We start from the raw sequence: 24,266 nt of genomic DNA, 5'->3' as shown, positions 1-24,266 counted from the left end.
GAACAGGCTGAGCACACGATGTTTTCTCCAAAAATCATCAGCATTGAAGATTTTATACAGGATATTGCCGGAATCCGGGCGATTGACCCGATTGAACTGCTCTTCAGTTTTTATGAAGTGTATGTTTCCATCACCGACAAGGATCCGCAGGCTTTTGAAGTTTTCGCCAATTGGGCCAAAACCCTGCTGCAGGATTTTAACGAAATTGACCGTTACCTTCTGGACCCGAAGCATGTATTGTCGTATCTAAAAGACATTGAAGATATCAAACGGTGGGGAATTGAAGTTGAAAACAAAACGCAGCTGCTTGAAAATTACATCGATTTCTGGAAATTACTCCCAAAATACTACAACGCCCTTTACGGCCATTTATTAAATCTTGGGATTGGTTACCAAGGCCTGATCTACCGGGAGGCGGTACACAACCTAAACCATTTCAGCGCTGCCGAACAGGGAAGCCGATTCGTCTTTGCAGGATTCAATGCCCTGAATGCCGCCGAGGAAAAAATCATCCAGCACCTGATCACTTTGGATATGGGAAAAGTCTACTGGGATGCGGACCGGGCCTTTCTCAACGACCCCCTACACGATGCGGGACTGTTCCTAAGACGTTTCAAGGAAAACTGGAGCTACTATAAATCCAACCCGTTTGAGTGGATCTGGGACGATTTCCCGCAAGAAAAAGCGATTCACGTGATTGGCACGCCAAAAACAGTAGGACAGGCTAAAATCGCAGGAAAACTGCTTGAAAACATAGTAAAGCAACATCCGGAGCGCGGACTTGATCAAACCGCCCTGGTGCTGGGGGAGGAAAACCTATTGATTCCGGTGCTGCACGCACTGCCCTCCTCGACCGCTGCGTTGAATATTACGATGGGTTATTCCGCTAAAAATAATCCCGCGCAGATTTTAGTTTCGAAACTTTTTAAACTACACACCAACGCGCTTTTGAGAAATAACAGTGCGTATGTGTTTTATTACAGAGATGTGCTTGACATCCTGACGCATCCTTTGGTAGAGCCCTATGCCGGAACTGCAAACCTTGTGAATACCATCAACCGCAATAATTATACGTTCCTGACCCATTCAAAATTATTTGATCTGGCAGCGCATCATTCTCCCTTATTTTTATTGCTGTTTGGCAAATGGAATCAGGATTGTATTGCCGCTTTGACTTCAGTAGCCGATTTATTGCAGGCCATAAAAAGCAACCTCAACAACGAAAACCGTGAAGAGAAAATCACAAAAGCATTTGTTTTTGCCATTTTCAAAGTCATCAATAAACTGAGCAGCCATTATTCAAGCCACCCGGGTATCGGAAAAACCGAAACCTTGTATGCCATATACAAGCAGATCATTGATTTGGCCGAAGTTTCTTTCGAGGGAGAACCCCTTACCGGGTTACAAATTATGGGTGTGCTGGAAAGCCGCGTGCTTGATTTTGAAACGGTAATTGTGACCTCGATGAATGAGGGAAATTTTCCTGCAGGAAAATCACAGCAATCGTTTATTCCGTATGATGTGAAGCGCGAACTCGGCCTGCCTACATTCAAAGAGAAAGATGCGATTTACACCTACCATTTTTACCATTTATTGCAGCGTGCAAAAACCATTTATCTGCTTTACAACACCGAAAGTGAAGGATTGGACGCCGGTGAAAAAAGCCGATTTATCACACAGCTTGAAGTAGAAAAACAGCCGGCACATACCCTGACGCATGAGATTTTCAGTCCTTCTTTGCCGGAAAAAGCCTACCAGCCGCTTGTTATTGCAAAATCGGGGAAAGTGATGGAGCGGCTTCGGGAAATCGCCGAAAAGGGCTTTTCGCCATCCGCGTTGACGATGTATATCCGCAACCCGATTGATTTCTATTTTAAAAAAATCCTGCGCATCAGTGACGTAGAGGAGGTAGAAGAGAACATCGCGCTGAATACGCTGGGAACCATAATTCACGAAACCCTGAGGGTGCTTTACACGCCATTTATTGGGGAATTTTTGACGGAAAGTAATGTTAATGCGTGTTTTTCAAAATTAGATGCCACTGTCCTTGAGCAGTTTAAACTGGTGTATAAGGAAGGGGAAATCAAAAAGGGCAGGAATCTGCTGGCTTTTGAGGTAGCAAAAAGGAATATTTACAATTTCCTTAAAACCGAAATGGCATCGCTGCAAAACGGAGATGCTGTGAAAATCATAGCGCTTGAGGAAAATTTCAGCCGGCTATTGGAAGATGGGGCGCTGCCTTTTCCAGTGCTTATCGCAGGAAATGTCGATCGGATTGAGCTTCGAAATGGCAACATCAGGATTGTAGATTACAAGACCGGAAAAGTGGAAGCGCGGGATGTCAGCTTAAAACAATGGGACCACCTTACTGACGAAATCAAAAATGACAAGATCATCCAGGTTTTGGCCTACGCCTATATGTTTGCTCCAAACGTACAGGATCAATCGCTTGAAGTGGGTATTATTTCGTTTAAAAACCTCAAATCGGGATTCCTGCCGTTTAACTTTAAAGAGGATAAGACCGCCATTTCTATTGTGGACGAGACGGTCGTTGAAAACTACAAAGCGCAGCTGATCATCCTGTTGAAAGCCATTTTGGATCCCGAAATTCCGTTTACAGAAAAAATATAACTACCTGATTTCTTTCAAAAACAGCATCAACGCCTTTAGCAATGCGCTTTCATTTTCAATTGGAGACATGTGTCCATCAGGAAATGTGATCAGTTGCACGTTGGTGTTTTCAATTTGATTCAGCTGATCGGCATAATTTAAAACGGGATCTTTTTTTCCCAATACCAACAGCATAGGGTAGGGGGCAAAGTGCAATAAAACCTCACGGTCTTTCCTGATTTTCATGCCTTCCAGCGATGCTACAATTCCCTGAAGTGGTGTTTTTAAAGCCTGCTGTTTCACGCTTTCAATTTCCTGGGTTAGTTTTTCGTGGTTTTCTTCGCTGAAAAGGTTGGCCACCGACAGGCGCACGAAACAACTGTAATCCTGCTTTACCGCCTTAATAGCACGGTCTCGGTTGGCTTTCCTTTCGTCGCTGTCAGCAAGTGATGTAGAATTAATGAGTGCAATTCCTTTTACGGCATCCGGATACAACTCTGCAAATGCCAGTGCCACATAGCCTCCCATGGAATGACCGGCTAACACCGCCCTTCGGATGCGGAGTGAGGACAGTACGGCATACACGGCGTCGGCGTTATCCTCCATCGTCTGAACATAACCCATTGGTTCCGTTTTGCCGTGACCCAGTAAATCAATTGTGATCACGCGATATTTTTTTGACAATTCCGGAACGAACGCGTCCCACATATGGCTGTTTTCCAGAAATCCGTGCAGCAAAATGACCACGGTCCCTTTACCCTGATCCTGGTATGAAATTATGGTGTTTTTGTGAACGATTGTTTTCCAATGTGGCATGAAGCAAAAATAACGAATTTGTACCACTTCCGGCGGCGTTTAAAGTCCCCGCCCGATATACTTGCTGCAATTTATTTTAAACCCATCAATAGCGAAATCTGCATCGACTGTGTCATCAATGAGGATTAGAATTACTTGATTCCGTTTCCCAAAAAGGCGCCTCACTGTGAGCGCACACGCCTTTCTATCATTCCTCATTCTGGATTCTGGCCAGAAAATCCTTTTCGTAGCTTGCGCTAATCGGAATTTCCTCGTCTTTAATGAAAATGACCTTGTTTCTTATTTTCTCGATTTTCGCTATCGGAACGATGAAAGAACGGTGAACCCTTGAAAACTCTGAAGCCGGAAGTTTTTCCGTGATGGCTTTCATGGTCATGCGTGCGACGACTGTCTTCTGGTTCTCGATGTGTATCTTGAGGTAATCGTCAAGCCCTTCAATGAACAAAATATCCTGTAGCGGAATCTTCATCAGGCTATAATCTGCGCGGACGAAAAGGAATTGTTGCTCAATCTTCTGGTTTTGGTTCTCTAACGCGAGTTGTGCTTTGACTTTTTCAAGGGCCTGCACGAAGCGCGTCTGCGAAATCGGTTTTAGCAAATAGTCCATTGCGCTGAGATTGAATCCTTCAACAGCAAATTCAGAATACGCGGTCGTGAAGATAACCATCGTCTTGTGTGGAATTTTTTTATGAAAATCGATGCCGGATATGGATGGCATGTTGATGTCCAGAAACAAAAGATCTACGGGATATTTTCGCAGGTACTTCAGGGCTTCGTCTGCTTTGGTAAACGTCTTCTGCAAATCCACATAGTCCACTTTTCTGCAGAAATTTTCCAATATTGCCAATGCTGGCGGTTCATCATCAAGGGCGATTGCTTTAATCATCATAATATTAATGTAAGTGTTACCGAAAAACTTTCTTCCAGATCTTTAACCGATAGTTCGTATCTTTCAGGATACAGTAATTCGAGCCTTTCGATGGTGTTTTTCATTCCGATACCGCTCTCAGCATGAACTGAATGCACCTTCCTGTTGTAAACAAAAAGCTTCAGTTCCTCGCCTTCCACATCGATTAGTATGTCAATTTCGGAATTTTCCTCGGGATTTACACCATGTTTGAATGCATTTTCGATAAAGGAAATCAAAATCAAAGGGGTGATCTTTTTACCAATTGGGTTTCCACAAAACATATAGTTAATACGGACCGTATCTTCGAGGCGGGATTGCTGCAGCGACACGTAATTGCTGATGTATTCGATTTCCTTTCGAAGATCGATAAGATTGTCATGCGCATTGGTCATGATGTATCGCATCAATTCTGACAACTTTACAATGGAATCAGCGGTCCGGTCGTCTTTCCTGATGGCCAGCGAATAAATGCTGTTCAGGGTATTAAAAAGGAAATGCGGGTTGATTTGTGCCTTAAGCAGTGATAGTTCGGCGGCAAGTTTTTCTTTTTCAGTCAACTGCAGGCGTTTATTAATCGAAAAGAACAGGCTGCTTAACACGCCGACGATGTAAATTAAAATGGTATGTTCGTCCTGAACCGGTTTATCCTGCAAACGTGCCGGACTGAATTTTTGCGAGGGTACCCAGTGTTCCCGTCCTCTTACGACACTGGACGTTTCAAAAACCTCAGCGAAACGGCGGTCAAGAAAATTTGAAACCCATAAGAAGAAAAGCAAGGTCAGTACGATAATGACGACATACAAAAACCGTTTATCATGAAAATAAAGCCTGGGGATAAGCAGGAAATAGTTGATGTAAAAAAAAATAAGCAACGAGATATAGATCCCGAAATAGGTGCGGTCATGACCATTGTTAAGGTCAGGGAGCGTCAAAAATGTGCCTGTAGAACTAAAAACATACGGCAACAGAATAAAGGCAGCACATACACAAATGTGGAACGCATATACTGATAAACTTTTTTTCATACTGCTTTTCTCGGGGTTAGTAAATGTAATTATGCCGGTCTCAATTGTCAAAATTTTGCGGTAAACCGCTATTTTGTGTAGATGTTTTTAATCATTTCCAGTCAAATATAACAGATTTAAATAACAATAGCTTTCAGCGATGGTGGACGGCCCAAGCGAAAATCTTTATTATATTTGTCGCTATGCAGTTTTCACAAATCTTAGCCCAGGAACATATCAAGAGCCATCTGATCAAAAGTGCCGGCTCAGGACGCATTCCGCATGCGCAGTTGTTTATTGGACCTGAGGGGTGCGGTACATTGCCCATGGCCATTGCTTATGCACAATATATTCTTTGCCAGAATACGACTAACGAAAATGTGGGTGGTAACGAATCCTGTAATCTGAAATTCGAGCATTTTTCACACCCCGATCTGCATTTTGTTTACCCGACGGTCAGTACAGACAGTGTGAAGTCGAAGCCGAAAAGCATTGATTTTATTTCCGAATGGCGCCAATTCCTCAATGAAAACCCTTATGGTGGTTTGTTTGATTGGTACCGCATGCTGGGTGTACAAAACAAGCAGGGCGAAATCCGGGTTGATGATGCACAGGAAATCCTTAAATCCCTGGCGCTGAAGTCATATGAAGGCGGATACAAGGTGATGATCATCTGGATGGCCGATAAAATGAACATTGCGGCCTCAAATAAGCTCCTGAAATTACTCGAGGAGCCTTCAGATAAAACACTTTTTATCCTGATTTCCGACAACGAAGAGGACATCATTCAAACGATTCGGTCCCGCTGCCAGGTACTGCATTTTAATGCTTTAAGCGAACAGGTAATCACGGACGCATTGGTTTCACGTGAAAATATAGAAGTAAGGACGGCGGCAAAAGTCGCACACCAGGCGCAGGGAAATTACAACAAAGCGCTGCAGTTGCTGCAGGATGACGGCGAGGATGTCTATTTTGAAAAGTGGTTCGTTGATTGGGTCAGGGCTGCTTTCCGTGCCAAAGGAAACGCTGCGGCTATACAGGATCTGATCGGTTGGAGTGAAATTATCGCGGGCCTGGGTCGGGAGACACAGAAAAAATTCCTGCATTTTTGTACTGATATGTTTCGGCAGGCATTGTTGCTTAATTACCAAGCCACGAGCCTGGTGTATATGGAGCCCAAAATTGAAAAGTTTAAACTCGAGAATTTTGCACCTTTTGTCAATGGTGGAAATATCAATGACATTTTCAAGGAACTTTCTGACGCGATGTACCACATTGAACGCAACGGAAATGCCAAAATTATCCTGACCGATTTATCGATAAAACTGACACGTCTCATCCATAAAAAATAAACCATGAACAATATTGCATCGATACTTTTGTTGATTTTGCTGGCGGTCACCTTTATCCAGTCCGGTTATGATAAGACGATGTACTGGAATGACAATGTGGGCTGGCTTAAAAAACATTTTGAAAACACCCCCATCAGGAATATGGTTCCCTCATCGCTTTTTCTGATTCTGGTCCTGGAGATTGTATCCGGAATCCTGTGCATTTCCGGCTGTATTCAACTGTTGGTGAACAATGGAAGGTCTTTTGGATTGTACGGTGCCATTTTTTCCTGTATCACCCTTATTTTTTTACTCGTAGGACAGCGCATGGCAAAAGACTACGACGGTGCCAGGACCATTGTCATTTATTTTGTTCCAGCGGTAATGGCAGTGTATTGGTTAAGCTAGGACTCTGCGTTCACGGCGGCTTTAAAGAGCCGTAGTTCATCCCATGTAAACCGGTCCCCACATCTTTCTTTTAGCGCGCCAAGCGTTTCTTCCTGATGGTCCTTAAACGCATCGGCAAGTTCCCTGATTTTATCCTGAGGCAGGACTTCGGTGATGCTTATGGCCTTACTTTCAACAAGTTTTGCCAAATGCGTGTTGATGGTTTGGGGTGTAAGCTTTCGGATTTCGGCGATTTCCTTAACGGAATTTTTTTGCATCCACAGCTCATAAGTCTCAGAAATGGTAGATTTCTTTGGTTCTTTCTTCGACTTCTTTTTTGGGGTATAGCGGGTGTCGTCATGATCGTCGTCAACCAGCGCGTAATTAGCGGATTTAAAGTCATTTCGCACCATTGTTGACTTGTTGTTCTTGTATTGCTTAATCGCCTCAGAATGCATGGTTTCTTTGCAGATGGGCTGACCGGAGATAACGGCTTCGATCAACAAACGCGTTTTCATTAGCCTTTGGACCGCCTTTACCTGCAAATCTTCCAGTATAGCCACTTCTTCATACAATGTTTTTGATTTCTTTATCCTGCTGATTTCTTCGAGCTTCCATAGTAAATCGTATACCAATTTGTCCATAACGGGCATAAAATAGTCAATGGCAGCATTCACCCTTTCGCTGATGAAATTAAAGTCCGCGGTTTCATCCCGGAACAATTTGTCGAGTTGGGATTTGAACTTTCCCGCCGGCTCTAATAGCTTCCAGATGATACCTGACATCTGTGCAGCCCATTCGGCATGACCGGTTTTTGTGGACTTCTCCGCATCCGGCTGGTAGCTGAATTGATGGTTTCGCCATTCCTGAGCCAACTCATCCCAGGTAAAACCTGATTTTAAATAGTCGTGAATGAATTTCCTGGTTTCAGATTTTAACGTATGCTCTAACACGGTGTCGTCGGCTTTGTGCGTCGCATAGTCCATCACATCCTGGTCATTCGAAATACCATTCATCTGCAGTGGAGAAAGCAAAATAAGCCCGTTTAACGAACGAAGTCGCGACAAGGCGACATAGGCCTGCCCGGGCAGAAAAACCTGCGATACGTCAAGCGCTGCCTTGTCAAACGTCAATCCCTGGCTTTTATGGACCGTGATTGCCCATGCCAATTTAATCGGATAATGGACAAAGGTTCCTAAAATCTCTTCTTCTATTTCCTTACTCTCGTGATTGACAGCATATTTAATGTTTTCCCATTCATAGCGTTCAATTTCAATCGTCTTATTTTCATCCGGAAAATGGACAAGGATTTCAGCCTCCGACAGCGATTGGACAACGCCCATCTTTCCGTTGAAATAATTTTTCTCTGCAGACGGATCATTTTTCACGAACATTACCTGTGCGCCAACCTTAAGTTGCAGATTGGCATCTACGGGAAAGATCTTTTCAGGAAATTCCCCGGTAATCTCTGGTGTATATGTAAACACTTTGCCTTGTAAATTGGCTAGTGAACGCGCATTTATTTCATCGGCTTTGGCGTTGTGTGTTGTCAGGACAATATAACCCTTGTTTTTTTCAAGATCGAAATCGCGCTTTACGAATTGGTTTAAAACGCCGACATCTTCTTTGGAAATGCTGTTGTTCCGCAGGTTATTCAATATGCCGATAAATTCGCCATCGGTTTGCCTGAAAATTTTTGACAACTCAATGTATAACGGCGGATATTGCTGAACCACATGGGAATGAAAAAAGAATTTCCCTTTGTAATATTGCTTGAGGATACGCCATTCGTCTTCCTTAATGACCGGTGGAAGCTGTAAAAGATCCCCGATGTATAAGCCCTGAACGCCTCCGAATGGCCGTTTGTTGCGGCGGACACTCTGCATCATAAAGTCTATCGCGTCAAGCAAATCTGCGCGAAGCATGCTCACTTCATCGATGATCAGCAGTTCCATATTCTGGATCACTGCCTTCTTTTGACTGCTCATCCTGAAATGCCTGTTCAGCGTATTTTTGTTTTCGAACTTTACTGTTTCGGAAAAATGGGTGTTTAGGTGATCCGGAATGAACCCAGCGAAAGGAAGCTGGAACATGGAATGAATGGTGACTCCACCTGCATTTAAAGCGGCGATGCCCGTTGGTGCCACCACGACGGTGTGTTTATGGGTAGTCCTAATGATTTCCCGAAGGAGTGTTGTTTTCCCGGTTCCCGCCTTTCCGGTAAGGAATACCGATTGTTGGGTCTGGTTTATGAAATTCAGCGTGTAAGCAGCGGCGTCTGTAATGGTATGCATGGCGTATATTTAAGGATATAAAACTATAAAAATATCTGTAAAATACTGTCTAATAACGCCATAAAAAAAGCCTTTACGCTGTGATCACGTAAAGGCCGGTATTTTATCCGTATAAAAAATTACTTAGTCTCTTTCTTTTCTGATACCAATCCTTTTTTTCCAGCTGCTTCATACTTGTCATTCAGCAGCTTAACGATATCTTTTGTAATGTCATACTGCTCTTTGGAGTACAGCAACGCCCCTCCATCCCCTGCTACATAGATGTAGTCGTAACCGTTTTTCTTCCCATAATCCGTTATGAAACTCTTGATGCTTTTCACCAATGTGTCCATCTCAGAACCTTGCTCCTGACGCAATTTTGCATCCACCTGCTGCGCCATATATTGCAGCTGCTGTTGTCTTTGCTGAAGCTCTGCGCCCTTTTGCTCATACCATTCCTGGCCATTCGCTTTGGCGTTTTTCTTGAAATAATTTACGTCTGCATCAAAACTTGCCTGTAATTCGTCCAGTTTTTTGCCTTCTTCCTGTGATTTAGCCTTAAATTTTTCGGTAAGGTCTTTCGCTTCGGTATATTCCTTCATTAATTTTTCAGAATCTACACTGGCTGTTTTTATTCCTTTAGCTTCTGCAGCTGTAGTTTCTTTATTGCAGGAAATAAATGCTGCTGATAACAACAGGATCGCAATTGATTTTTTCATGTAAGTCATTTGTTAATTTTTTCGTTGCCAAAAATAGCAAATTTTTATGAGCTTCGGTAGCTGCGATTTTGCAATAACATTTACCTATAAAGATTTACTATCGATAATTAAGTACTTATTGTTTCCAGCTATAAAAACTGACGCAATTAAAAAGCTTTTAGGACACTATTAAAAAACCGGCGGGGCAAATTATACTTTACGCCATAAACGTTAAATACAGCGTCTAATTTTGCTTTTTAGTGCTTCTAAACACATAAATGTGTGATGAAAATTCAAAATTTCGCTTTGCGTGTCGGTTTGATCTCAATCCAATCAAAAAAGCTTTAAAAAAGTTCATTGATCCTGTTTTGTACTTTTCAGAAAGCAAGCTGACGTAAAACGCGTCAAATTTCATCGGTAGTATTTTCTCCAACCTGAATTCCTGCGTTTCAAAAAGTCCCTTGACAGCTGTTTTGGAAAAATGTGTGAGATGCCGGGGCACATCGAACGCTGCCCAATATTCGCCGTAATATGCTGCATCGAAGGATTTGAAATTTGGAACAGCAATCACAACGGCGCCATTGGGTTTAACCAGCCGCGACAAATCGCTGATTTGCCGTTCAACATCAGGGACATGTTCTAAAACATGCCACATCGAAATGATATCAAAATCGCCGTCGTCCAAATCACTTTCAGCGTTGACGAACTGGGCGCCTTTGGCTATGGCGGTATTTTTTGCCTTTGCGTTTGGCTCAATCCCGACAACGTCCCATCCATTCTTCTTTGCGGTTAGCAGAAATTCTCCTGTACCAGCGCCGATGTCCAACAATCTCCCTTTCGATTTTCCCAATGCGTTGATGAGCGAGAGTTTGTTTTGTAGCGCAATAGATTTTACAACATGGTATGCTTTCTCAAACAACGAGCGTTTCGCGTCCGTGTGGGAAATATAGTCTTCACTTTCATAATACCGTCCCAGCTGCTCTGGTTGTGGCTTGGGAAGTGTAACCAGCATGTCGAGGGAATCATCCCGCCATAGTTCGAAGGTTTCTCCGGAAACGGAGTGGTCTTTAACGGAAAGATAATGTGTAAGGTTTGGTTCCATTATTGTTTGTAGTACGCTTGTTTAAGGTTTTTGAGATAATTTATGGCAACATTTCTGTAGAGCGATGTTTCGGATAAACAGTCTTCGTTGCGATCATTAATCATTGAAATTGCGATGAACTTTGGCCAATTTGCGTCATCCGAGTCGGTATCAAAATGTGTCTGCACAAAGTCTGAGACGCGGAAATACTTTTCGAATTCGACGTTATCATATACGATTACTTTGTATTGCGACCCATCGATGGTCACAGAAAACTCAGGCGCCTTGATATCAAGAACAGCATATTTGTTCGAAAGATAATTCTGAAAAGAGGTCTCTTTGTGGATATTCTCAAACACAAATGCATTCAAGGAGTCGTGGCCTAAAATTTCCTTCCCGTTGGGGAGCACGAGATATCCTTCAATTACAATCTTATTTCTGGAAGCGCATGATACCGCAACCGCAAACATGAAAAATATACAAGCTGTTTTGAATACCATTCGTTTGATGGGTTCCACGTGAAACATCGCCGTCATCTTCCCATGTAAATTAGCAATACTGAAATATCACTTGGTGAAACGCCGCTGATGCGGGAAGCTTGTGAAATGGTAACCGGACGTATCTTAGCCAGCTTTTGTCGTGCTTCTATTGACATCGACTTGATCACACTATAATCAAAATGATCCGGGATTTTCATGTCCTCTAACCGGGTTAATTTATTGGCGTTGTTTCTTTCTTTGTCAATGTAACCAGAATACTTCACCTGAATTTCTGCCTGTTCCAAAACTTCCCTATCGATTTCGTTCTGGCTCAAATACTCCTGAACCTTTGACAATTTAAGCATGTCTTCGAGGTCAATCTGCGGCCTTGAAAAAATCTTAAACATTTTATCTGACTGGTTTACTAGCGCGCTTTCTTTAGATTCCAGTATCGGGTTAATCTCTGCTACTGTGACACTGGTTTCTCTGTAAAAGTTAACCATTTTCTCAGATGCCGTTTGCTTAAATTCCATGCGTTTCATCCGTTCCGCTGAAGCGAGCCCTATTTCAAACGCCTTTGGTGTCAACCTGAAATCGGCATTATCCTGGCGAAGGAGCGTGCGATATTCAGCACGGGAAGTAAACATCCGGTAAGGTTCCTCGGTACCTTTGGTAATCAAATCATCGATAAGCACCCCAATGTAGGCTTCGTCTCTTTTTAAAATTAAAGGATCCTTCTCGTTGATTTTTAAGTGGGCATTAATCCCAGCCATCAAACCTTGCGACGCCGCCTCCTCGTATCCGGTTGTCCCGTTGATCTGTCCGGCAAAATAGAGCCCTTCGACAAGTTTGGTTTCCAACGTGTGTTTTAGCTGTGTCGGTGGAAAATAATCATATTCGATTGCATAACCCGGTCTAAAAAACTTCACCTTCTCAAACCCCACGACACTCCGCAGCGCTTTAAACTGGACATCCTCCGGCAATGACGTAGAAAATCCATTTACATAAACCTCTACCGTATTCCATCCTTCCGGCTCTACAAAAAGTTGATGCCTTTCCTTATCAGCAAAACGATTAATTTTATCTTCAATAGATGGACAATACCTTGGGCCTATACTTTTAATTCGTCCGTTAAACATTGGTGAACGATCAAAACCTTCCCGTAAAATATCATGAACAGCATCAGAAGTATAGGTCATATAGCACGATTTCTGATGCGTCAATGGCTTCGTTAAGTCAGAATAAGAAAATTTATCCGGTCGTGCATCCCCTTTTTCCTCATTCATTTTTGAATAATCAAGCGATCTGCCATCTACCCTTGGCGGCGTTCCTGTCTTCATTCTTCCTGACTCAAAACCTGCAGCAACCAAATCCTCGGTAATGCCAAAAGCCGCACTTTCGCCAGCCCTGCCGCCACCAAACTGCTTTTCCCCAATATGAATCAATCCATTAAGAAAAGTGCCGTTTGTAAGCACAACAGCTCTTGACCGAATCTCTACGCCCAACGACGTTTTAATGCCTTTTATCCTGCCGTTCTCTATGATTAACCCCCTCACCATCTCCTGATAGAAATCGAGGTTCGGTGTTTGCTCCAGCATCAACCTCCATTCTTCAGCGAACCGCATCCTGTCGCTTTGAACCCTCGGAGACCACATTGCTGGTCCTTTAGATTTGTTCAGCATCTTAAATTGAATGGCTGTCCGGTCTGAGACGATCCCTGAATACCCGCCCAAGGCATCAATCTCACGCACAATCTGTCCTTTCGCGATTCCCCCCATTGCAGGATTGCAAGACATTTGTGCGATATTCTGCAGACTCATAGTGACCAAAAGTGTCTTGGATCCCAAATTGGCCGAAGCAGCCGCAGCCTCAGAGCCCGCATGGCCAGCCCCAACCACAATTACATCATATTCTTCCTGAAACATTTGTTATGTTTTAATATTGTTCCACGTGAAACATTATACGCGATAAAACAATCTAGCGTTCCACGTGGAACATTGCGATTTTCTCATTTTCTTTTTGGCGCATCAGCAACACGTCCTCGTCAGACTTGTCTTTGTACCCGCTGAAATGGAGTATACCATGCGCCATCACTCTTAAAAGTTCCTCTGTAAAAGAAACGTTAAATTCAACCGCGTTCTCCCTAACACGCTCCACCGAAATAAAGATATCCCCGTGCAGCTCGTTCCCGAGCGAATAGTCAAAGCTAATAATGTCAGTAAGCGTGTCGTGGTTTAAATATTGCACGTTAATTTTATGTAGGTACGCGTCGTCACAAAATATGTAATTAACATCACCCTCCTTCTTCGACTCCGATTGGATAACTGCTGAAATCCAGCTTTCGTGTCGGGGTTCATCTTCCAGGGAAAATGCGGTCTCGTAATTAAAACTAATCATCTTTCTTAAAATATTCCTGAACCTTCTGGTTAAAATTGGCGCGCAAAGGTAAGCTTTGTCGGTTTAAAATCTCCACACTATTTAAATATTGTTGCAATGCTGGGCTCAACGCATTGGTCTGGTTATTAAAGTCCTTTTTACTGGTCTCTGACTGGCGCTTCTTTTCCTCGCCCTGTTGCTGCATTGCTTTATCAAGCTTCAGGAGCTCCTGCTTGACGTTTAAGATCTTCTGTAATACCTCGTTCTTAAACCCTTTGTTCAAAAGCTGTTTTTCAATGTCCTTCATCTGATCGAGCGTTTTCTGGCCATTGCTGCCCATTCCATTCTTTTCAAGCTCTTTTTGCAAGGCTTCGCGAAGCTGTCGCTGCTCCTTATAAATCTCCATGATTGCTTTGGCATTGCCCTCGCCTTCTCCCCCTTCACTTTCAGTATCGCCCCCTTTGCCATCCTTTCCACCTTTGTCAGGTTTGCCGTTTTGACCGGGCTTGCCACCTTCACCAGATTTTCCTTTGTCGCCAGATTTGTCTCCAGGCTTATCACCTGGTTTATCACCTGGCTTTTCACCCGGTTTATCCCCAGGTTTGTCTCCAGGCTTCATTCCCTGTTTCATCTTTTCACCCAAATCACCCTGCTTCATAATGATATCCGGAAGCTGCATTCCTTCTCCCTGTCCTGGTTTCGGTTTGCCAGCGCCCATACCCGACATCGACATCTGCATACCGTTAAGGATATCGCTTAACATGTCGGCTAATTTGTTGGCAGAACTGACCGCGTATTGCTGATGAGAAACCCCTTTGGGCACCATACCTTCCACCAGCGTTTCCAATGATCGGTCTAAGTTGTAATGTACATTCCCAATTTCCTTCGTAATATTCTCCCCAATTTTCGGGTTGCGAAGCGACATCGCAAACAGGCTGTCGTCTACATGCCTAAACTGTTGCCTAAGGTCTTGCTGGATCTTCAGGCTCTTGTTAAATGACGGCGCTGACCGCTTTAAATCCTTAAATTGTTTCATCAAATCTTCTTCCGAAAACGAGAATGCAAGTAGATTATCTAAAATCTGCCGAAGCATTTTCAGGTCCTCATCCATCTGCTCCATTTCGCCCCCTTCCATACTTTCGCTCATCTTGGCCCCCATCTCCCGCATCTTCTTTGACGCACTCTTTTGTTTTGGCTTAGCTTTCGATTTATTGTTCTTTTTCAATTCTTCGGAAGCATTCTTCAAATCCTCATCGATATCTTTTTGTTTTTGCGCATCATTTGGGATGTCCATCGGGGACTTCAACTCCTTGTTCCCCTTATCCAGTTCTTTCATGTCCTCCTGGATCTTATCAAACTCCTTGTTGATTTCCTCTTGCCTCTCGGCATTATTCTCCTGGTCCTTTTCAGAAAGTGCATCCTGCTTCTCGGCAAGTTTCTCCAACTTGTCCGCCAACTGCTCCGCTTTCTTCTGGACATAATAACGTTTGGTCAATTCCACCAATTGCTGTAAATTCTTCGTCTGATTTTTTGAATTCTGTTTGAGCTTATCCATTTTCTCCATAAGGTCCTCCTGCTTAATCTTGTCATTCAGTTCCTTCAATTCATCCAGTAGCTTCTGCGTTTCTTCAGACACTTTCTGAACATTCTCCATCTTCTCCAGCAAATCTTTTTTATCCTGATCTTTGGGATCCGATTTAAACTTTTCAAGATTCTCCTTCATCTTTTCGGAAAAACGCTTCATCATCTCATCCTGCTCTTTCTGCTTCTTGATGAAATCGTCCACCTTCTTTTGGTCTTTAAAATCGAGGTTGTCTTTCTCTTTCGCAAGCTTTTGCAACTTCTCCAATTCGCTAATCTGTTTGTCCTGGTTCTTTAGCGATTTCTCCATTCCGTTGATATTGCTGTTTTGCTCCTGGAACATTTCGTCCTGTTTTTCTTCCTCGGTAGTAATCCGCTCTGAGAAAACAGACGACTTCGTGCTCTTGTAGTGGTGCACAGCGTCATTGTCAAAAACTTCGAAATAGTATTCGTACGACACGCCTTCTTCTACAGGAAGATTACCGGGGAAACTAAAAACGAATTGATCAAAAACGTCCTTCTTGACATTCAAACCAGCCTTCGTGCCATTTTGCGGACTGTTTTTCGGATAATACACGATCTGTAGTTTTGAGACGCCGTAATCATCCGAAACCTGTCCAATAACCACATTACGGTCTACTTTAAGGCTGTCAGGCGCATTTCCAGCATTGATGGTCGGAAACTGATCCTTGATGACTGAAATCTGATAATTCAGTTTTTCATAGTGCTTCACTTTCGAATTCGACGTAAGTATCTGGTAATCTATATTTTGAGATATCGTACGCGTCAGGCTGAAGTTGTTTTCATCCGCAGCGAAAGGCACTGCAGCGTTTGCGTCCGACCACTCTACTTTCTGTGTAGCCAATGTCGCAACCTTCCATGTAACGCGGGTACCTTCCGGTACAATGGCGTTGCCAGTTCCCTGCACCAATTCCGCTTTTTTTCCAAGATACGACGGAAAATTCAACACCATCTGAAAATTTGCAATCGTGGGAACCGCAACGACATCAAGCGTGTAATCCAGTGACGAAATCTCATTTGCCTCCACGTGGAACGAAATGTCCCGAACCGGCTTTTCGAATCGGAATTGAAAGATGCCCGGTGCTACCGTTTCCATTGAATAACTTTCATCGCCGATAAAGATCATCGAATTTTCAGGAACGATACTGCCTTCCGTCTTTACCTGCAAAACAAAATCGTTTCCCTGCTCTGTCTGCAAACTTTTGTTTTCCACAGTGAACTTAAACGGCGCCGGCGGAAGGAATTGCTGTTTAAAATGCACCACGCGATTTAAACTTTGGGAAATCATCCCACTATTGCCTGATATGTAGAAAAAAATAAAAAATAAAATCGGGATAATGGCAAGCGGGAGGTATTTTTTATTCTTTCCAAAGTTTACGGCATTGCTGAACGGCACAGGCTTCAAAGAATTGGCTTTCTGTTCTATTGAGGCCAGCAACAATTCAGATTTGTTATTATCATTCGAAAGCTGCAGAAAATTCGTGAGTTTATCGCTGACCTCGGAAAAATGACTTCCAATGATTCTGGAAGCATCATTATAGTCGATTCCCTTCCTGATGTTTAGTAATTTTGACACTGGAAAAAAGATGTATCGGACCAGTAAAAAAACCTCCACGGCGACAAAAAGCCAGAAAAGAACCGTACGGCCCACTGGTTTAAGCCAAAGGAAGTACTCTACAAAAAGCGTGAACAGCAGATAAATCAGTCCAAGACCTGTAAAGAAAATCAATCCCCGGAGCAGTTCGTTGGTATAGTATTTTTTAATAAAGACTTCTAACTTCTGGTAAATGAGCGACGTAGTTTCCAATTCTTTCGGCATTTTATTTATAACCGATAAAAGTAGTAATTATGAGGTTAGCAAAATGTTAAAACAATTGGTCAATTAGCAGATCATAAAATAAGCGAATGAGCACAAATTTGCTAATTCTCTAATCCGCTAATTATCTAATTGAAACCGTATCTTTGCCAAAAATTTCTAAAAAATGTCGAAGCCCATCCGCGTGCGTTTTGCACCAAGTCCCACTGGCCCGCTTCATATCGGAGGCGTCAGAACAGCACTGTTTAATTACCTGTTTGCTAAAAAACATGGTGGTGTTTTCTACTTACGCATCGAAGACACCGATCAGAATCGCTTTGTACCCGGCGCTGAAGCGTATATTCTGGAAGCGCTGGAATGGCTGGGAATTGCTCCATCTGAAACCGTTGGTAAAAATGAAAAATTCGGACCATACCGACAAAGTGAAAGAAAACACCTTTACAAACAGTATGCAGACCAATTGGTGGATTCTGGCTGGGCGTATTATGCCTTTGACACACCGGAAGCTTTGGATACGCACCGTAAACAACACGAAGCGGAAGGGAAAACGTTCATTTACAACCACCACAATCGTGAGAAACTGGACACTTCCCTCGTGATTTCGAAAGAACAAACGGAAGCAAGAATTGCTGCCGGAGAAGATTTCGTGATCCGATTTAAAACACCTGTTGACGAGACATTGCATTTAAACGATATCATTCGGGGCGATATTAAATTTGAAACGAACCTGCTTGACGATAAAGTGCTGTTTAAAAGCGACGGCATGCCGACCTATCACTTGGCCAATATCGTAGACGACCATTTGATGGAAACCTCTCACGTGATCAGAGGGGAAGAATGGCTTCCGTCTATGCCATTACACGTGTTGCTTTACCGTGCTTTTGGTTGGGACGCTCCTGAATTTGCTCATTTGCCTTTAATCCTGAAACCTATCGGCAACGGAAAATTGTCAAAACGTGACGGTGATAAAATGGGTTTTCCCGTCTTTCCTTTGGAATGGAAGACAGAAGAAGGCATTTCATCAGGCTATCGAGAAAAAGGATTTTTCCCGGAAGCGGTCATAAACTTTCTGGCGCTTTTAGGCTGGAATGACGGCACAGACAAAGAATTGTTTACTCTGGAAGAATTGTCTGAAAGTTTCGACCTGAATCGTGTGCACAAAGCCGGCGCCAAATTTGATCCGGAAAAAAACAAGTGGTTCAACCACCAGTATTTAATAAAGCAGGACGACGAAACGTTAGCCAAAGCTTTCGCCCCTATCGTTTACGAAAAAGGCATTGACGTCGATTATAGCACTTTGGTAAAAATCGTTTCTTTGATTAAAGAACGTGCTCATTTTGTATCTGAATTTTGGGATCTCGCTGATTATTTTTTCATCGCTCCAATGTCTTACGACGAAAAAGCGGCCAGGAACTGGAAAGAAGATACGCCGGAACTTATGAAGCAACTGATTTCAGTATTGGAAAAAATGGAAGGTTTCCACTCCCAAAACATAGAAGAGGTTGTAAAAGATTGGATGGCGAAGAACGAAATTGGGATGGGTAAGATTATGCAGCCGTTCCGACTCAGCCTTGTCGGCGCGCTAAAAGGCCCGCACCTTTTCGATATTGCTGAAATTATCGGAAAAGAAGAAACGATAAAACGCATTGAAAACGCAATCGACAACATATAAAAAAGGCTCCGTAAAGGAGCCTTTTATTTTAAAAGTACAAAATAAGATTGGCATTCAACACACCTGGATGCCCGCTGATGTGGCTTCCGTAGTCTTTGTTCACTTTTTCAAAGGTATTCAACACACCGTACTGGTACGAAATGTTTGCCCTGAAGTTCAGGAAGCCACCCGTAATTCCGACACACGGTGAGGCGTTAAACTTCGAAATATCGCGCAGCTGCTCTGCCATCAATGGAGTACCAATGATGATATTGCCCTTTTTATCGCGCTCATATTCAAGCTTGCCTTGAAAGTGCAATGCAGGACCAAATTCAATACTTAAATGCCGCGGAATAATCTTATAACTGGCTTGCAATGAAATCTGTCCGCCGGACATTGTATAATCGACATCCTGGGGAACACCTATTGCGTTTGAAGTCGCCACCTTAAAATGATTTTCACTAAACTGGAATGTGTAGACCATATCCCAGTTGTTGTAGAAATTTCCGCGCACAGACAGCCCGGCGTTCCAACCGGTTCCTCCCTTAATATCAATGCCATCTGAAAACATGGTGGTCTGGTTTACGCCGCCGATAAGCCCAATCATATTGGAATCTTTATAATCGTATTGTGCTGAAACGGCCATCGATAATAAACCGGTGATTAAAAATGCAATTTGTTTCATGGTGTAGATTTTTAAGCAAACGTAAAATTAAATACAACAACTGGCACAATTCCCGACAAATATTATTTGTAACATTTAAAACTTCTGTCCGTATAAACAGTATTCAACCTTAAAACCCAGAAACAATGGCATTTGAAATTTCATTAGCGCTGATCGGATTTGTTTTCCTATTTATTTTCTTCTCCTCATTCTTTACCGTCAAGCAGCAGTCCGCTGTTGTCATTGAACGCTTTGGGAAATTTCTTAGTGTACGAAACTCTGGGCTTCAATTAAAAATTCCCGTTTTCGACCGAATTGCGGGCCGTGTGAACCTGCGCATCCAACAATTGGACGTCATCATCGAAACCAAAACAAAAGACAACGTGTTCATCAAAATGAAGGTTTCGGTGCAGTTTAAGGTGATCCAGGAAAAAGTGTACGATGCGTTTTACAAATTGGAATATCCACACGATCAGATTACGGCTTATGTTTTTGATGTTGTCCGCGCAGAAGTACCTAAACTCAAACTTGACGATGTTTTTGAAAGAAAAGACGATATCGCAATCGCCGTTAAAAGGGAATTGAATGATGCGATGATGACCTACGGGTACGACATCATCAATACATTGGTGACCGATATCGACCCGGATATTCAGGTAAAAAACGCCATGAACAGAATCAACGCTGCCGATCGCGAGAAAACTGCCGCCGAATTCGAAGCGGAAAGCTCCAGGATCAGGATTGTCGCAAAAGCAAAAGCAGAGGCCGAAAGCAAGCGTTTACAGGGACAGGGTATCGCGGATCAAAGGCGTGAGATTGCACGCGGACTTGTAGAAAGTGTCGAGGTTTTAAATAACGTAGGTATTAATTCCCAGGAAGCCTCGGCGTTAATCGTCGTAACACAGCATTACGACACATTGCAGGCGATTGGCGCAGATACCAATTCGAACCTAATATTATTGCCAAATTCACCTCAGGCGGCTACCGACATGCTGAACAATATGGTGGCCTCTTTCGCGGCATCTAACCAGGTGGGCGAAATGATGAAGTTAAAAACACCGAGGATAAAAAACGATAACAAGCCTAATAAACAGCTTCCTCCTGCACCGGAAACGCCCGACGCACCCGATACGCAAATTTAAACCATAAAAAAAGAGGCTTAACGGCCTCTTTCTTTTTTAAAACCTAAATAGTTTCTTCATAATAAACGATAAGGCCATGCCTTTGATCGGGCCTGAAAGTCCGCTGAGAATATTCACGGCCACTTTTGGTAAACTACCACCAATGATGTGGCCCGGCGACAAACTGTCTTTGGTCTTGCCGAAACTCTGTGAAAGCTTTTTAAACTGAATTTCCTTTTCCAATTTCAGGATTTCAAGATCGCGGTCGATTTCCTCGTAAGAGCTGTATCTTTTATTTTCCATTTCGTTAATCGTTAAAAAAGAATTCAGAGAATTTCTCCAGAACAGGACCTTCGACAATTTTATCCTTGATGCGATAAACAAAAATCCCAATGATTACGTAAAAACCACCGACAATCAGGAATCCGTAGGCAAAATTGTGGAATGCATATCCCAATGCCAATGCACCTGCAATGGAAAAAAATAAAATCACCATGACCAGCACAACGCTTAACAGAAAAATCTTCAGCAACATCGTCGTTGATTTCATGGCTACTTTAAACAGCCATAATTTGTAATACGACACATTGCTCTCCAGAAAAGCCTTGGCTTGTTCCTGAAGGTCTTCAGCGTTTTCTTTTATTTCATCAAAAGCCATTGGTTATTTTTGGGTTTTTGCCGCTGCTGCAGATTGTTTCAGCTCAGCGAGTTTTTTCTCCAATGTCGCAATGACATCTTCCGTCTGATCATCCACATTTGCAACCAGGTGATCAAAACTTGATTCAAGGTCTGCTTTGGTGGCTGAAAATTTCGATTTTACTTTTTCCGAAAACTCATCGAATTTATTCTTGAGTTCGTCCTTTTTGTCGTCAAAACCGCCTTTGATTTTTCCGCGGGTATTCGCTCCTTTATCCGGTGCAAACAAAATTCCAAGCGCCGCTCCGATTGCTGCACCTGCCAAAACGGCTATGATTGTATTTCCTCTGTCGCTTGCCATAATTTTTATATTTAAAAGTTATTAGTTTTTTTAAAGTTACAAATATTAACATTTCTGGCTGTTAACTTGCCGTTAAAAAAATGAAGGCGTGAAAACCGACATCCAATTTGTGTAAAGTTAAAATAAAGCCTCGTATTGTCTTTTTGTTAGGTGACCTATATCAATTATTATAAAAATCATTATTCTTTCTTAAATCCAATATATGAAGGCTGGTTTTAATTAGTAAAATCAATACATATATAAAATTTGATAGGATTTGGATATAATAAGAAAACCTCCGGATTAGAGGAGGTTTTGATATGTAAAATCTATTTGAGGTTTACTGCATCTTATCGATTTCTGTTTGGAATTTCTCGAAACTCAAATCGTCATTTTTCAGATTCCTGATTACTTCGTTTCGGACAAAAGCGGATTCACTTCTTAAAGACATCGCATATAACTTTTCGAGCACTTCGGCATCAACATCTGAAAACTTAATTTTATCTGAATATTTCAAAATGAAGTTTGTGAAAAGCAATGACGATTTGTTGTTGTTTACATTTTTGCGGATGGCATTTTGCAAAAGGCTGAAATTCGAAATTGATTTAATATTTTCAGCGATCATGTCTTCAACCGCCTGGCGCTCTTCTTCTGTCGCAACTTTAAAGTATTTATTAATTTCCTTCAGCGAATTGTTGATGGCATTTTCCTCTTTCTTGCCTTTTTCCTCCCAGGCATCTTTCAATCCAACCGTCTTATTAAAAACGGGTTTTTCAACCGTAGCATCCTTATCCACAGTGAAATACCCCAGCCTTTGAAACTGGAATTTATCTTCGTACTTTGCGTCTTTAAGGCTTGGTTCAAGGTATCCTTTGACAATTTTCAACGAATCCGGATTTACGAATTCAAGGAAATCCTTCTCTTTATGAGAATCGGGTGCCTCATCGGTAAAAAGCCGGTCGTACAAACGGACTTCCGCTGGAATCGCGTGTGCAATCGACACCCAGTGCAATGTGCCGGAAACCTTCCTTTGGCTGGCTTCAGTACCACTTCCGCTTAAACTGTCAACGTCGTATGTAGCGTGGATTTCAGTGATATTACCGTGGGCATCCTTCACTACATCTGTTCCTTTGATGATATAAGCATTCTTAAGCCGGACTTCACGATCAATACTCAAACGGAAGAATTTTGCCGGCGCATTTTCCATAAAATCTTCCCTTTCGATATAAATCTCCCTCGAAAACGGCACTTTTCGGAAACCGGCAGATTCGTCTTCCTGGTTATTTTCAGCATCCAACCATTCTTCCTGGCCTTCAGGATAATTCATAATGATCAATTTCACCGGGTCCAATACCGCCATGACACGCGGCGCTGTTTTGTTTAAATCTTCCCGAATACAAGCTTCGAGCCTGGAAACATCAATCAGGTTGTCACGTTTTGCAATACCAATCACTTCGGCGAAATTCCTTAAAGCTGTTGGCGTATACCCTCTCCGCCTCAATCCGGAAATCGTAGACATCCTTGGGTCATCCCAGCCCGCAACGTGTTTGTCTTCTACCAACTTCAGCAATTTTCGTTTACTGACGACGGTATGGCTTAAGTTCCTCCTTGCAAATTCCCTTTGTTTTGGGCGCACTTTGGTCTCATCATAAATCTGATCCAGAAACCAATCATACAATTCGCGGTGCGGCAAAAACTCCAGTGTACAAAACGAATGTGAAATCTGCTCGAGGTAGTCGCTTTCGCCATGTGCCCAGTCATACATAGGATAAATGCACCATTTGTCCGCGGTACGGTGGTGGTGTTTATGTAAAATACGGTACATAATCGGGTCACGCATCAGCATATTGGTTGACTTCATGTCGATTTTTGCCCTAAGGATATGTGCACCTTCTTCAAACTCACCATTTTTCATGCGTTCGAAAAGGTCCAAATTTTCTTCGACGGACCGGTTTCTAAACGGACTGTCGGTACCTTCTGTAGTAGGCGTTCCCTTTTGCTCCGCCATCGCTTCTGAAGTTTGGCTGTCGACATAGGCTTTGCCTTTCTTGATAAAAATTACTGCCCAATCATACAACTGCTGGAAATAATCTGAAGCATACCGTTCCTCAGCCCATTGGTAACCAAGCCATTGTACATCGCGTTTGATCGCATCGACATACTCCTGTTCCTCTTTCGCAGGATTGGTATCGTCAAAACGAAGGTTTACAGGCGCATTGTAACTTAAGCCCAAACCAAAGTTCAAAGCGATCGCACTGGCGTGACCAATATGAAGATAGCCATTGGGCTCCGGCGGGAAACGGAAACGAAGTTTATCATCGGCGAGTCCGTTTTCACGATCATGCTCGATAATCTGTTCTATAAAATTCAGCGATTTCTCTTCAGTTGACATCTTTTTAGTAATTTCGGGCAAAGATAGAAAATGAAAGCTTATAGTGTAAGGTTTGCCATTATAACCTCGTTACTTTAAA

At 42.7% G+C, this 24,266-nt stretch carries 20 protein-coding genes; 5 read left to right on the top strand and 15 right to left on the bottom strand.

Annotated features, from left to right (window positions below):
* Window positions 1-2,631: PD-(D/E)XK nuclease family protein (locus CFE23_RS04565; RefSeq protein ID WP_291084695.1), on the top strand; the 2,631-nt coding region annotated here is incomplete at its 5' end.
* Here CFE23_RS04565 and CFE23_RS04560 read toward each other — a convergent pair.
* The 3 genes from CFE23_RS04560 to CFE23_RS04550 all read right to left on the bottom strand — a co-directional run bounded on the left by CFE23_RS04560 (window position 2,632) and on the right by CFE23_RS04550 (window position 5,361).
* Window positions 2,632-3,426 carry an alpha/beta hydrolase gene (locus tag CFE23_RS04560; RefSeq protein WP_291084690.1) on the bottom strand — a complete coding sequence of 265 codons (795 nt, stop codon included), beginning with the start codon at window positions 3,424-3,426 and terminating at the stop codon, window positions 2,632-2,634.
* 187 nt (window positions 3,427-3,613) lie between these two features.
* Window positions 3,614-4,315 carry a LytTR family DNA-binding domain-containing protein gene (locus CFE23_RS04555; protein ID WP_291084687.1) on the bottom strand — a complete coding sequence of 234 codons (702 nt, stop codon included), beginning with the start codon at window positions 4,313-4,315 and terminating at the stop codon, window positions 3,614-3,616.
* On the bottom strand, window positions 4,312-5,361 hold the full coding sequence (locus CFE23_RS04550) for a sensor histidine kinase (RefSeq protein WP_291084684.1): 1,050 nt from the start codon (window positions 5,359-5,361) through the stop codon (window positions 4,312-4,314). The genes CFE23_RS04555 and CFE23_RS04550 overlap by 4 nt, the downstream gene beginning before the upstream one ends.
* Before the next feature lie 182 nt (window positions 5,362-5,543).
* Between CFE23_RS04550 and CFE23_RS04545 the strand changes: the two genes are divergently transcribed.
* Window positions 5,544-6,692 (top strand): DNA polymerase III subunit delta', encoded by a 1,149-nt coding sequence (locus CFE23_RS04545; protein ID WP_291084681.1) that lies wholly within the window; start codon window positions 5,544-5,546, stop codon window positions 6,690-6,692.
* 3 nt (window positions 6,693-6,695) lie between these two features.
* Entirely contained in the window at window positions 6,696-7,079 is a 384-nt protein-coding gene (locus CFE23_RS04540) for a DoxX family protein (protein ID WP_291084677.1), read from the top strand.
* On the opposite strand, the gene CFE23_RS04535 is transcribed toward CFE23_RS04540, so the two are convergent.
* From CFE23_RS04535 to CFE23_RS04505, 7 genes are all read right to left on the bottom strand, one after another.
* Window positions 7,076-9,352: a helix-turn-helix domain-containing protein gene (locus CFE23_RS04535; RefSeq protein WP_291084674.1), complete on the bottom strand. Its 2,277-nt coding sequence runs from the start codon at window positions 9,350-9,352 to the stop codon at window positions 7,076-7,078. The genes CFE23_RS04540 and CFE23_RS04535 overlap by 4 nt on opposite strands.
* A 119-nt stretch (window positions 9,353-9,471) precedes the next feature.
* The gene (locus CFE23_RS04530) at window positions 9,472-10,050 is read right to left on the bottom strand and encodes an OmpH family outer membrane protein (protein ID WP_291084671.1); all 579 of its coding nucleotides are present in this window, start codon (window positions 10,048-10,050) and stop codon (window positions 9,472-9,474) included.
* Window positions 10,051-10,273: 223 nt separating this feature from the next.
* Window positions 10,274-11,131, bottom strand: coding sequence for a class I SAM-dependent methyltransferase (locus CFE23_RS04525; protein WP_291084668.1), 858 nt, complete (start codon window positions 11,129-11,131; stop codon window positions 10,274-10,276).
* Entirely contained in the window at window positions 11,131-11,646 is a 516-nt protein-coding gene (locus CFE23_RS04520; RefSeq protein WP_291084665.1) for a hypothetical protein, read from the bottom strand. Before CFE23_RS04520 ends, CFE23_RS04525 begins: the two co-directional genes overlap by 1 nt.
* Entirely contained in the window at window positions 11,643-13,514 is a 1,872-nt protein-coding gene (mnmG, locus tag CFE23_RS04515; protein WP_291084662.1) for a tRNA uridine-5-carboxymethylaminomethyl(34) synthesis enzyme MnmG, read from the bottom strand. The genes CFE23_RS04520 and mnmG overlap by 4 nt, the downstream gene beginning before the upstream one ends.
* Before the next feature lie 52 nt (window positions 13,515-13,566).
* Window positions 13,567-13,986 (bottom strand): rRNA maturation RNase YbeY, encoded by a 420-nt coding sequence (gene ybeY, locus CFE23_RS04510; protein ID WP_291084659.1) that lies wholly within the window; start codon window positions 13,984-13,986, stop codon window positions 13,567-13,569.
* The gene (locus CFE23_RS04505; protein WP_291084656.1) at window positions 13,979-17,386 is read right to left on the bottom strand and encodes a DUF4175 family protein; all 3,408 of its coding nucleotides are present in this window, start codon (window positions 17,384-17,386) and stop codon (window positions 13,979-13,981) included. The genes ybeY and CFE23_RS04505 overlap by 8 nt, the downstream gene beginning before the upstream one ends.
* A 163-nt stretch (window positions 17,387-17,549) precedes the next feature.
* On the opposite strand from CFE23_RS04505, the gene gltX reads away from it, so the two are divergent.
* A complete protein-coding gene (gltX, locus tag CFE23_RS04500; protein ID WP_291084652.1) occupies window positions 17,550-19,055 on the top strand; it encodes a glutamate--tRNA ligase in 1,506 nt (501 codons plus the stop codon).
* Between the two features lie 28 nt (window positions 19,056-19,083).
* Here the strand turns inward: gltX and CFE23_RS04495 are convergent, their stop codons facing one another.
* On the bottom strand, window positions 19,084-19,719 hold the full coding sequence (locus tag CFE23_RS04495; RefSeq protein ID WP_291084649.1) for a PorT family protein: 636 nt from the start codon (window positions 19,717-19,719) through the stop codon (window positions 19,084-19,086).
* A 125-nt stretch (window positions 19,720-19,844) separates the two neighbouring features.
* On the opposite strand from CFE23_RS04495, the gene CFE23_RS04490 reads away from it, so the two are divergent.
* Window positions 19,845-20,840 carry an SPFH domain-containing protein gene (locus CFE23_RS04490; RefSeq protein ID WP_291084646.1) on the top strand — a complete coding sequence of 332 codons (996 nt, stop codon included), beginning with the start codon at window positions 19,845-19,847 and terminating at the stop codon, window positions 20,838-20,840.
* A gap of 36 nt (window positions 20,841-20,876) precedes the next feature.
* On the opposite strand, the gene CFE23_RS04485 is transcribed toward CFE23_RS04490, so the two are convergent.
* The 4 genes from CFE23_RS04485 to CFE23_RS04470 all read right to left on the bottom strand — a co-directional run bounded on the left by CFE23_RS04485 (window position 20,877) and on the right by CFE23_RS04470 (window position 24,187).
* On the bottom strand, window positions 20,877-21,122 hold the full coding sequence (locus CFE23_RS04485) for a DUF6327 family protein (RefSeq protein ID WP_291084642.1): 246 nt from the start codon (window positions 21,120-21,122) through the stop codon (window positions 20,877-20,879).
* 4 nt (window positions 21,123-21,126) lie between these two features.
* A complete protein-coding gene (locus tag CFE23_RS04480) occupies window positions 21,127-21,477 on the bottom strand; it encodes a competence protein (protein WP_291084639.1) in 351 nt (116 codons plus the stop codon).
* Between the two features lie 3 nt (window positions 21,478-21,480).
* Window positions 21,481-21,816, bottom strand: coding sequence for a YtxH domain-containing protein (locus tag CFE23_RS04475; protein ID WP_291084636.1), 336 nt, complete (start codon window positions 21,814-21,816; stop codon window positions 21,481-21,483).
* A gap of 319 nt (window positions 21,817-22,135) precedes the next feature.
* Complete coding sequence (locus CFE23_RS04470; RefSeq protein ID WP_291084633.1) at window positions 22,136-24,187, bottom strand: glutamine--tRNA ligase/YqeY domain fusion protein; 2,052 nt, start codon at window positions 24,185-24,187, stop codon at window positions 22,136-22,138.
* Window positions 24,188-24,266 lie beyond the last annotated feature (79 nt).

Origin of the sequence: Flavobacterium sp. BFFFF1 (assembly GCF_002256285.1) — a bacterium.
Classification (GTDB): domain Bacteria; phylum Bacteroidota; class Bacteroidia; order Flavobacteriales; family Flavobacteriaceae; genus Flavobacterium.
The sequence above is the reverse complement of the archived record's forward strand: the minus strand, read 5'-3'. Positions and strand labels throughout refer to the sequence as shown.

Excerpts from the sequence above, each read along its gene's own strand:
- CFE23_RS04560 (WP_291084690.1), bottom strand. The coding sequence starts at position 3,426 with ATGCCACATTGGAAAACAATCGTTCACAAAAACACCATAATTTCATAC.
- CFE23_RS04555 (WP_291084687.1), bottom strand. The coding sequence starts at position 4,315 with ATGATGATTAAAGCAATCGCCCTTGATGATGAACCGCCAGCATTGGCA.
- CFE23_RS04550 (WP_291084684.1), bottom strand. The coding sequence starts at position 5,361 with ATGAAAAAAAGTTTATCAGTATATGCGTTCCACATTTGTGTATGTGCT.
- CFE23_RS04545 (WP_291084681.1), top strand. The coding sequence starts at position 5,544 with ATGCAGTTTTCACAAATCTTAGCCCAGGAACATATCAAGAGCCATCTG.
- CFE23_RS04540 (WP_291084677.1), top strand. The coding sequence starts at position 6,696 with ATGAACAATATTGCATCGATACTTTTGTTGATTTTGCTGGCGGTCACC.
- CFE23_RS04535 (WP_291084674.1), bottom strand. The coding sequence starts at position 9,352 with ATGCATACCATTACAGACGCCGCTGCTTACACGCTGAATTTCATAAAC.
- CFE23_RS04530 (WP_291084671.1), bottom strand. The coding sequence starts at position 10,050 with ATGAAAAAATCAATTGCGATCCTGTTGTTATCAGCAGCATTTATTTCC.
- CFE23_RS04525 (WP_291084668.1), bottom strand. The coding sequence starts at position 11,131 with ATGGAACCAAACCTTACACATTATCTTTCCGTTAAAGACCACTCCGTT.
- CFE23_RS04520 (WP_291084665.1), bottom strand. The coding sequence starts at position 11,646 with ATGACGGCGATGTTTCACGTGGAACCCATCAAACGAATGGTATTCAAA.
- mnmG (WP_291084662.1), bottom strand. The coding sequence starts at position 13,514 with ATGTTTCAGGAAGAATATGATGTAATTGTGGTTGGGGCTGGCCATGCG.
- ybeY (WP_291084659.1), bottom strand. The coding sequence starts at position 13,986 with ATGATTAGTTTTAATTACGAGACCGCATTTTCCCTGGAAGATGAACCC.
- CFE23_RS04505 (WP_291084656.1), bottom strand. The coding sequence starts at position 17,386 with ATGCCGAAAGAATTGGAAACTACGTCGCTCATTTACCAGAAGTTAGAA.
- gltX (WP_291084652.1), top strand. The coding sequence starts at position 17,550 with ATGTCGAAGCCCATCCGCGTGCGTTTTGCACCAAGTCCCACTGGCCCG.
- CFE23_RS04495 (WP_291084649.1), bottom strand. The coding sequence starts at position 19,719 with ATGAAACAAATTGCATTTTTAATCACCGGTTTATTATCGATGGCCGTT.
- CFE23_RS04490 (WP_291084646.1), top strand. The coding sequence starts at position 19,845 with ATGGCATTTGAAATTTCATTAGCGCTGATCGGATTTGTTTTCCTATTT.
- CFE23_RS04485 (WP_291084642.1), bottom strand. The coding sequence starts at position 21,122 with ATGGAAAATAAAAGATACAGCTCTTACGAGGAAATCGACCGCGATCTT.
- CFE23_RS04480 (WP_291084639.1), bottom strand. The coding sequence starts at position 21,477 with ATGGCTTTTGATGAAATAAAAGAAAACGCTGAAGACCTTCAGGAACAA.
- CFE23_RS04475 (WP_291084636.1), bottom strand. The coding sequence starts at position 21,816 with ATGGCAAGCGACAGAGGAAATACAATCATAGCCGTTTTGGCAGGTGCA.
- CFE23_RS04470 (WP_291084633.1), bottom strand. The coding sequence starts at position 24,187 with ATGTCAACTGAAGAGAAATCGCTGAATTTTATAGAACAGATTATCGAG.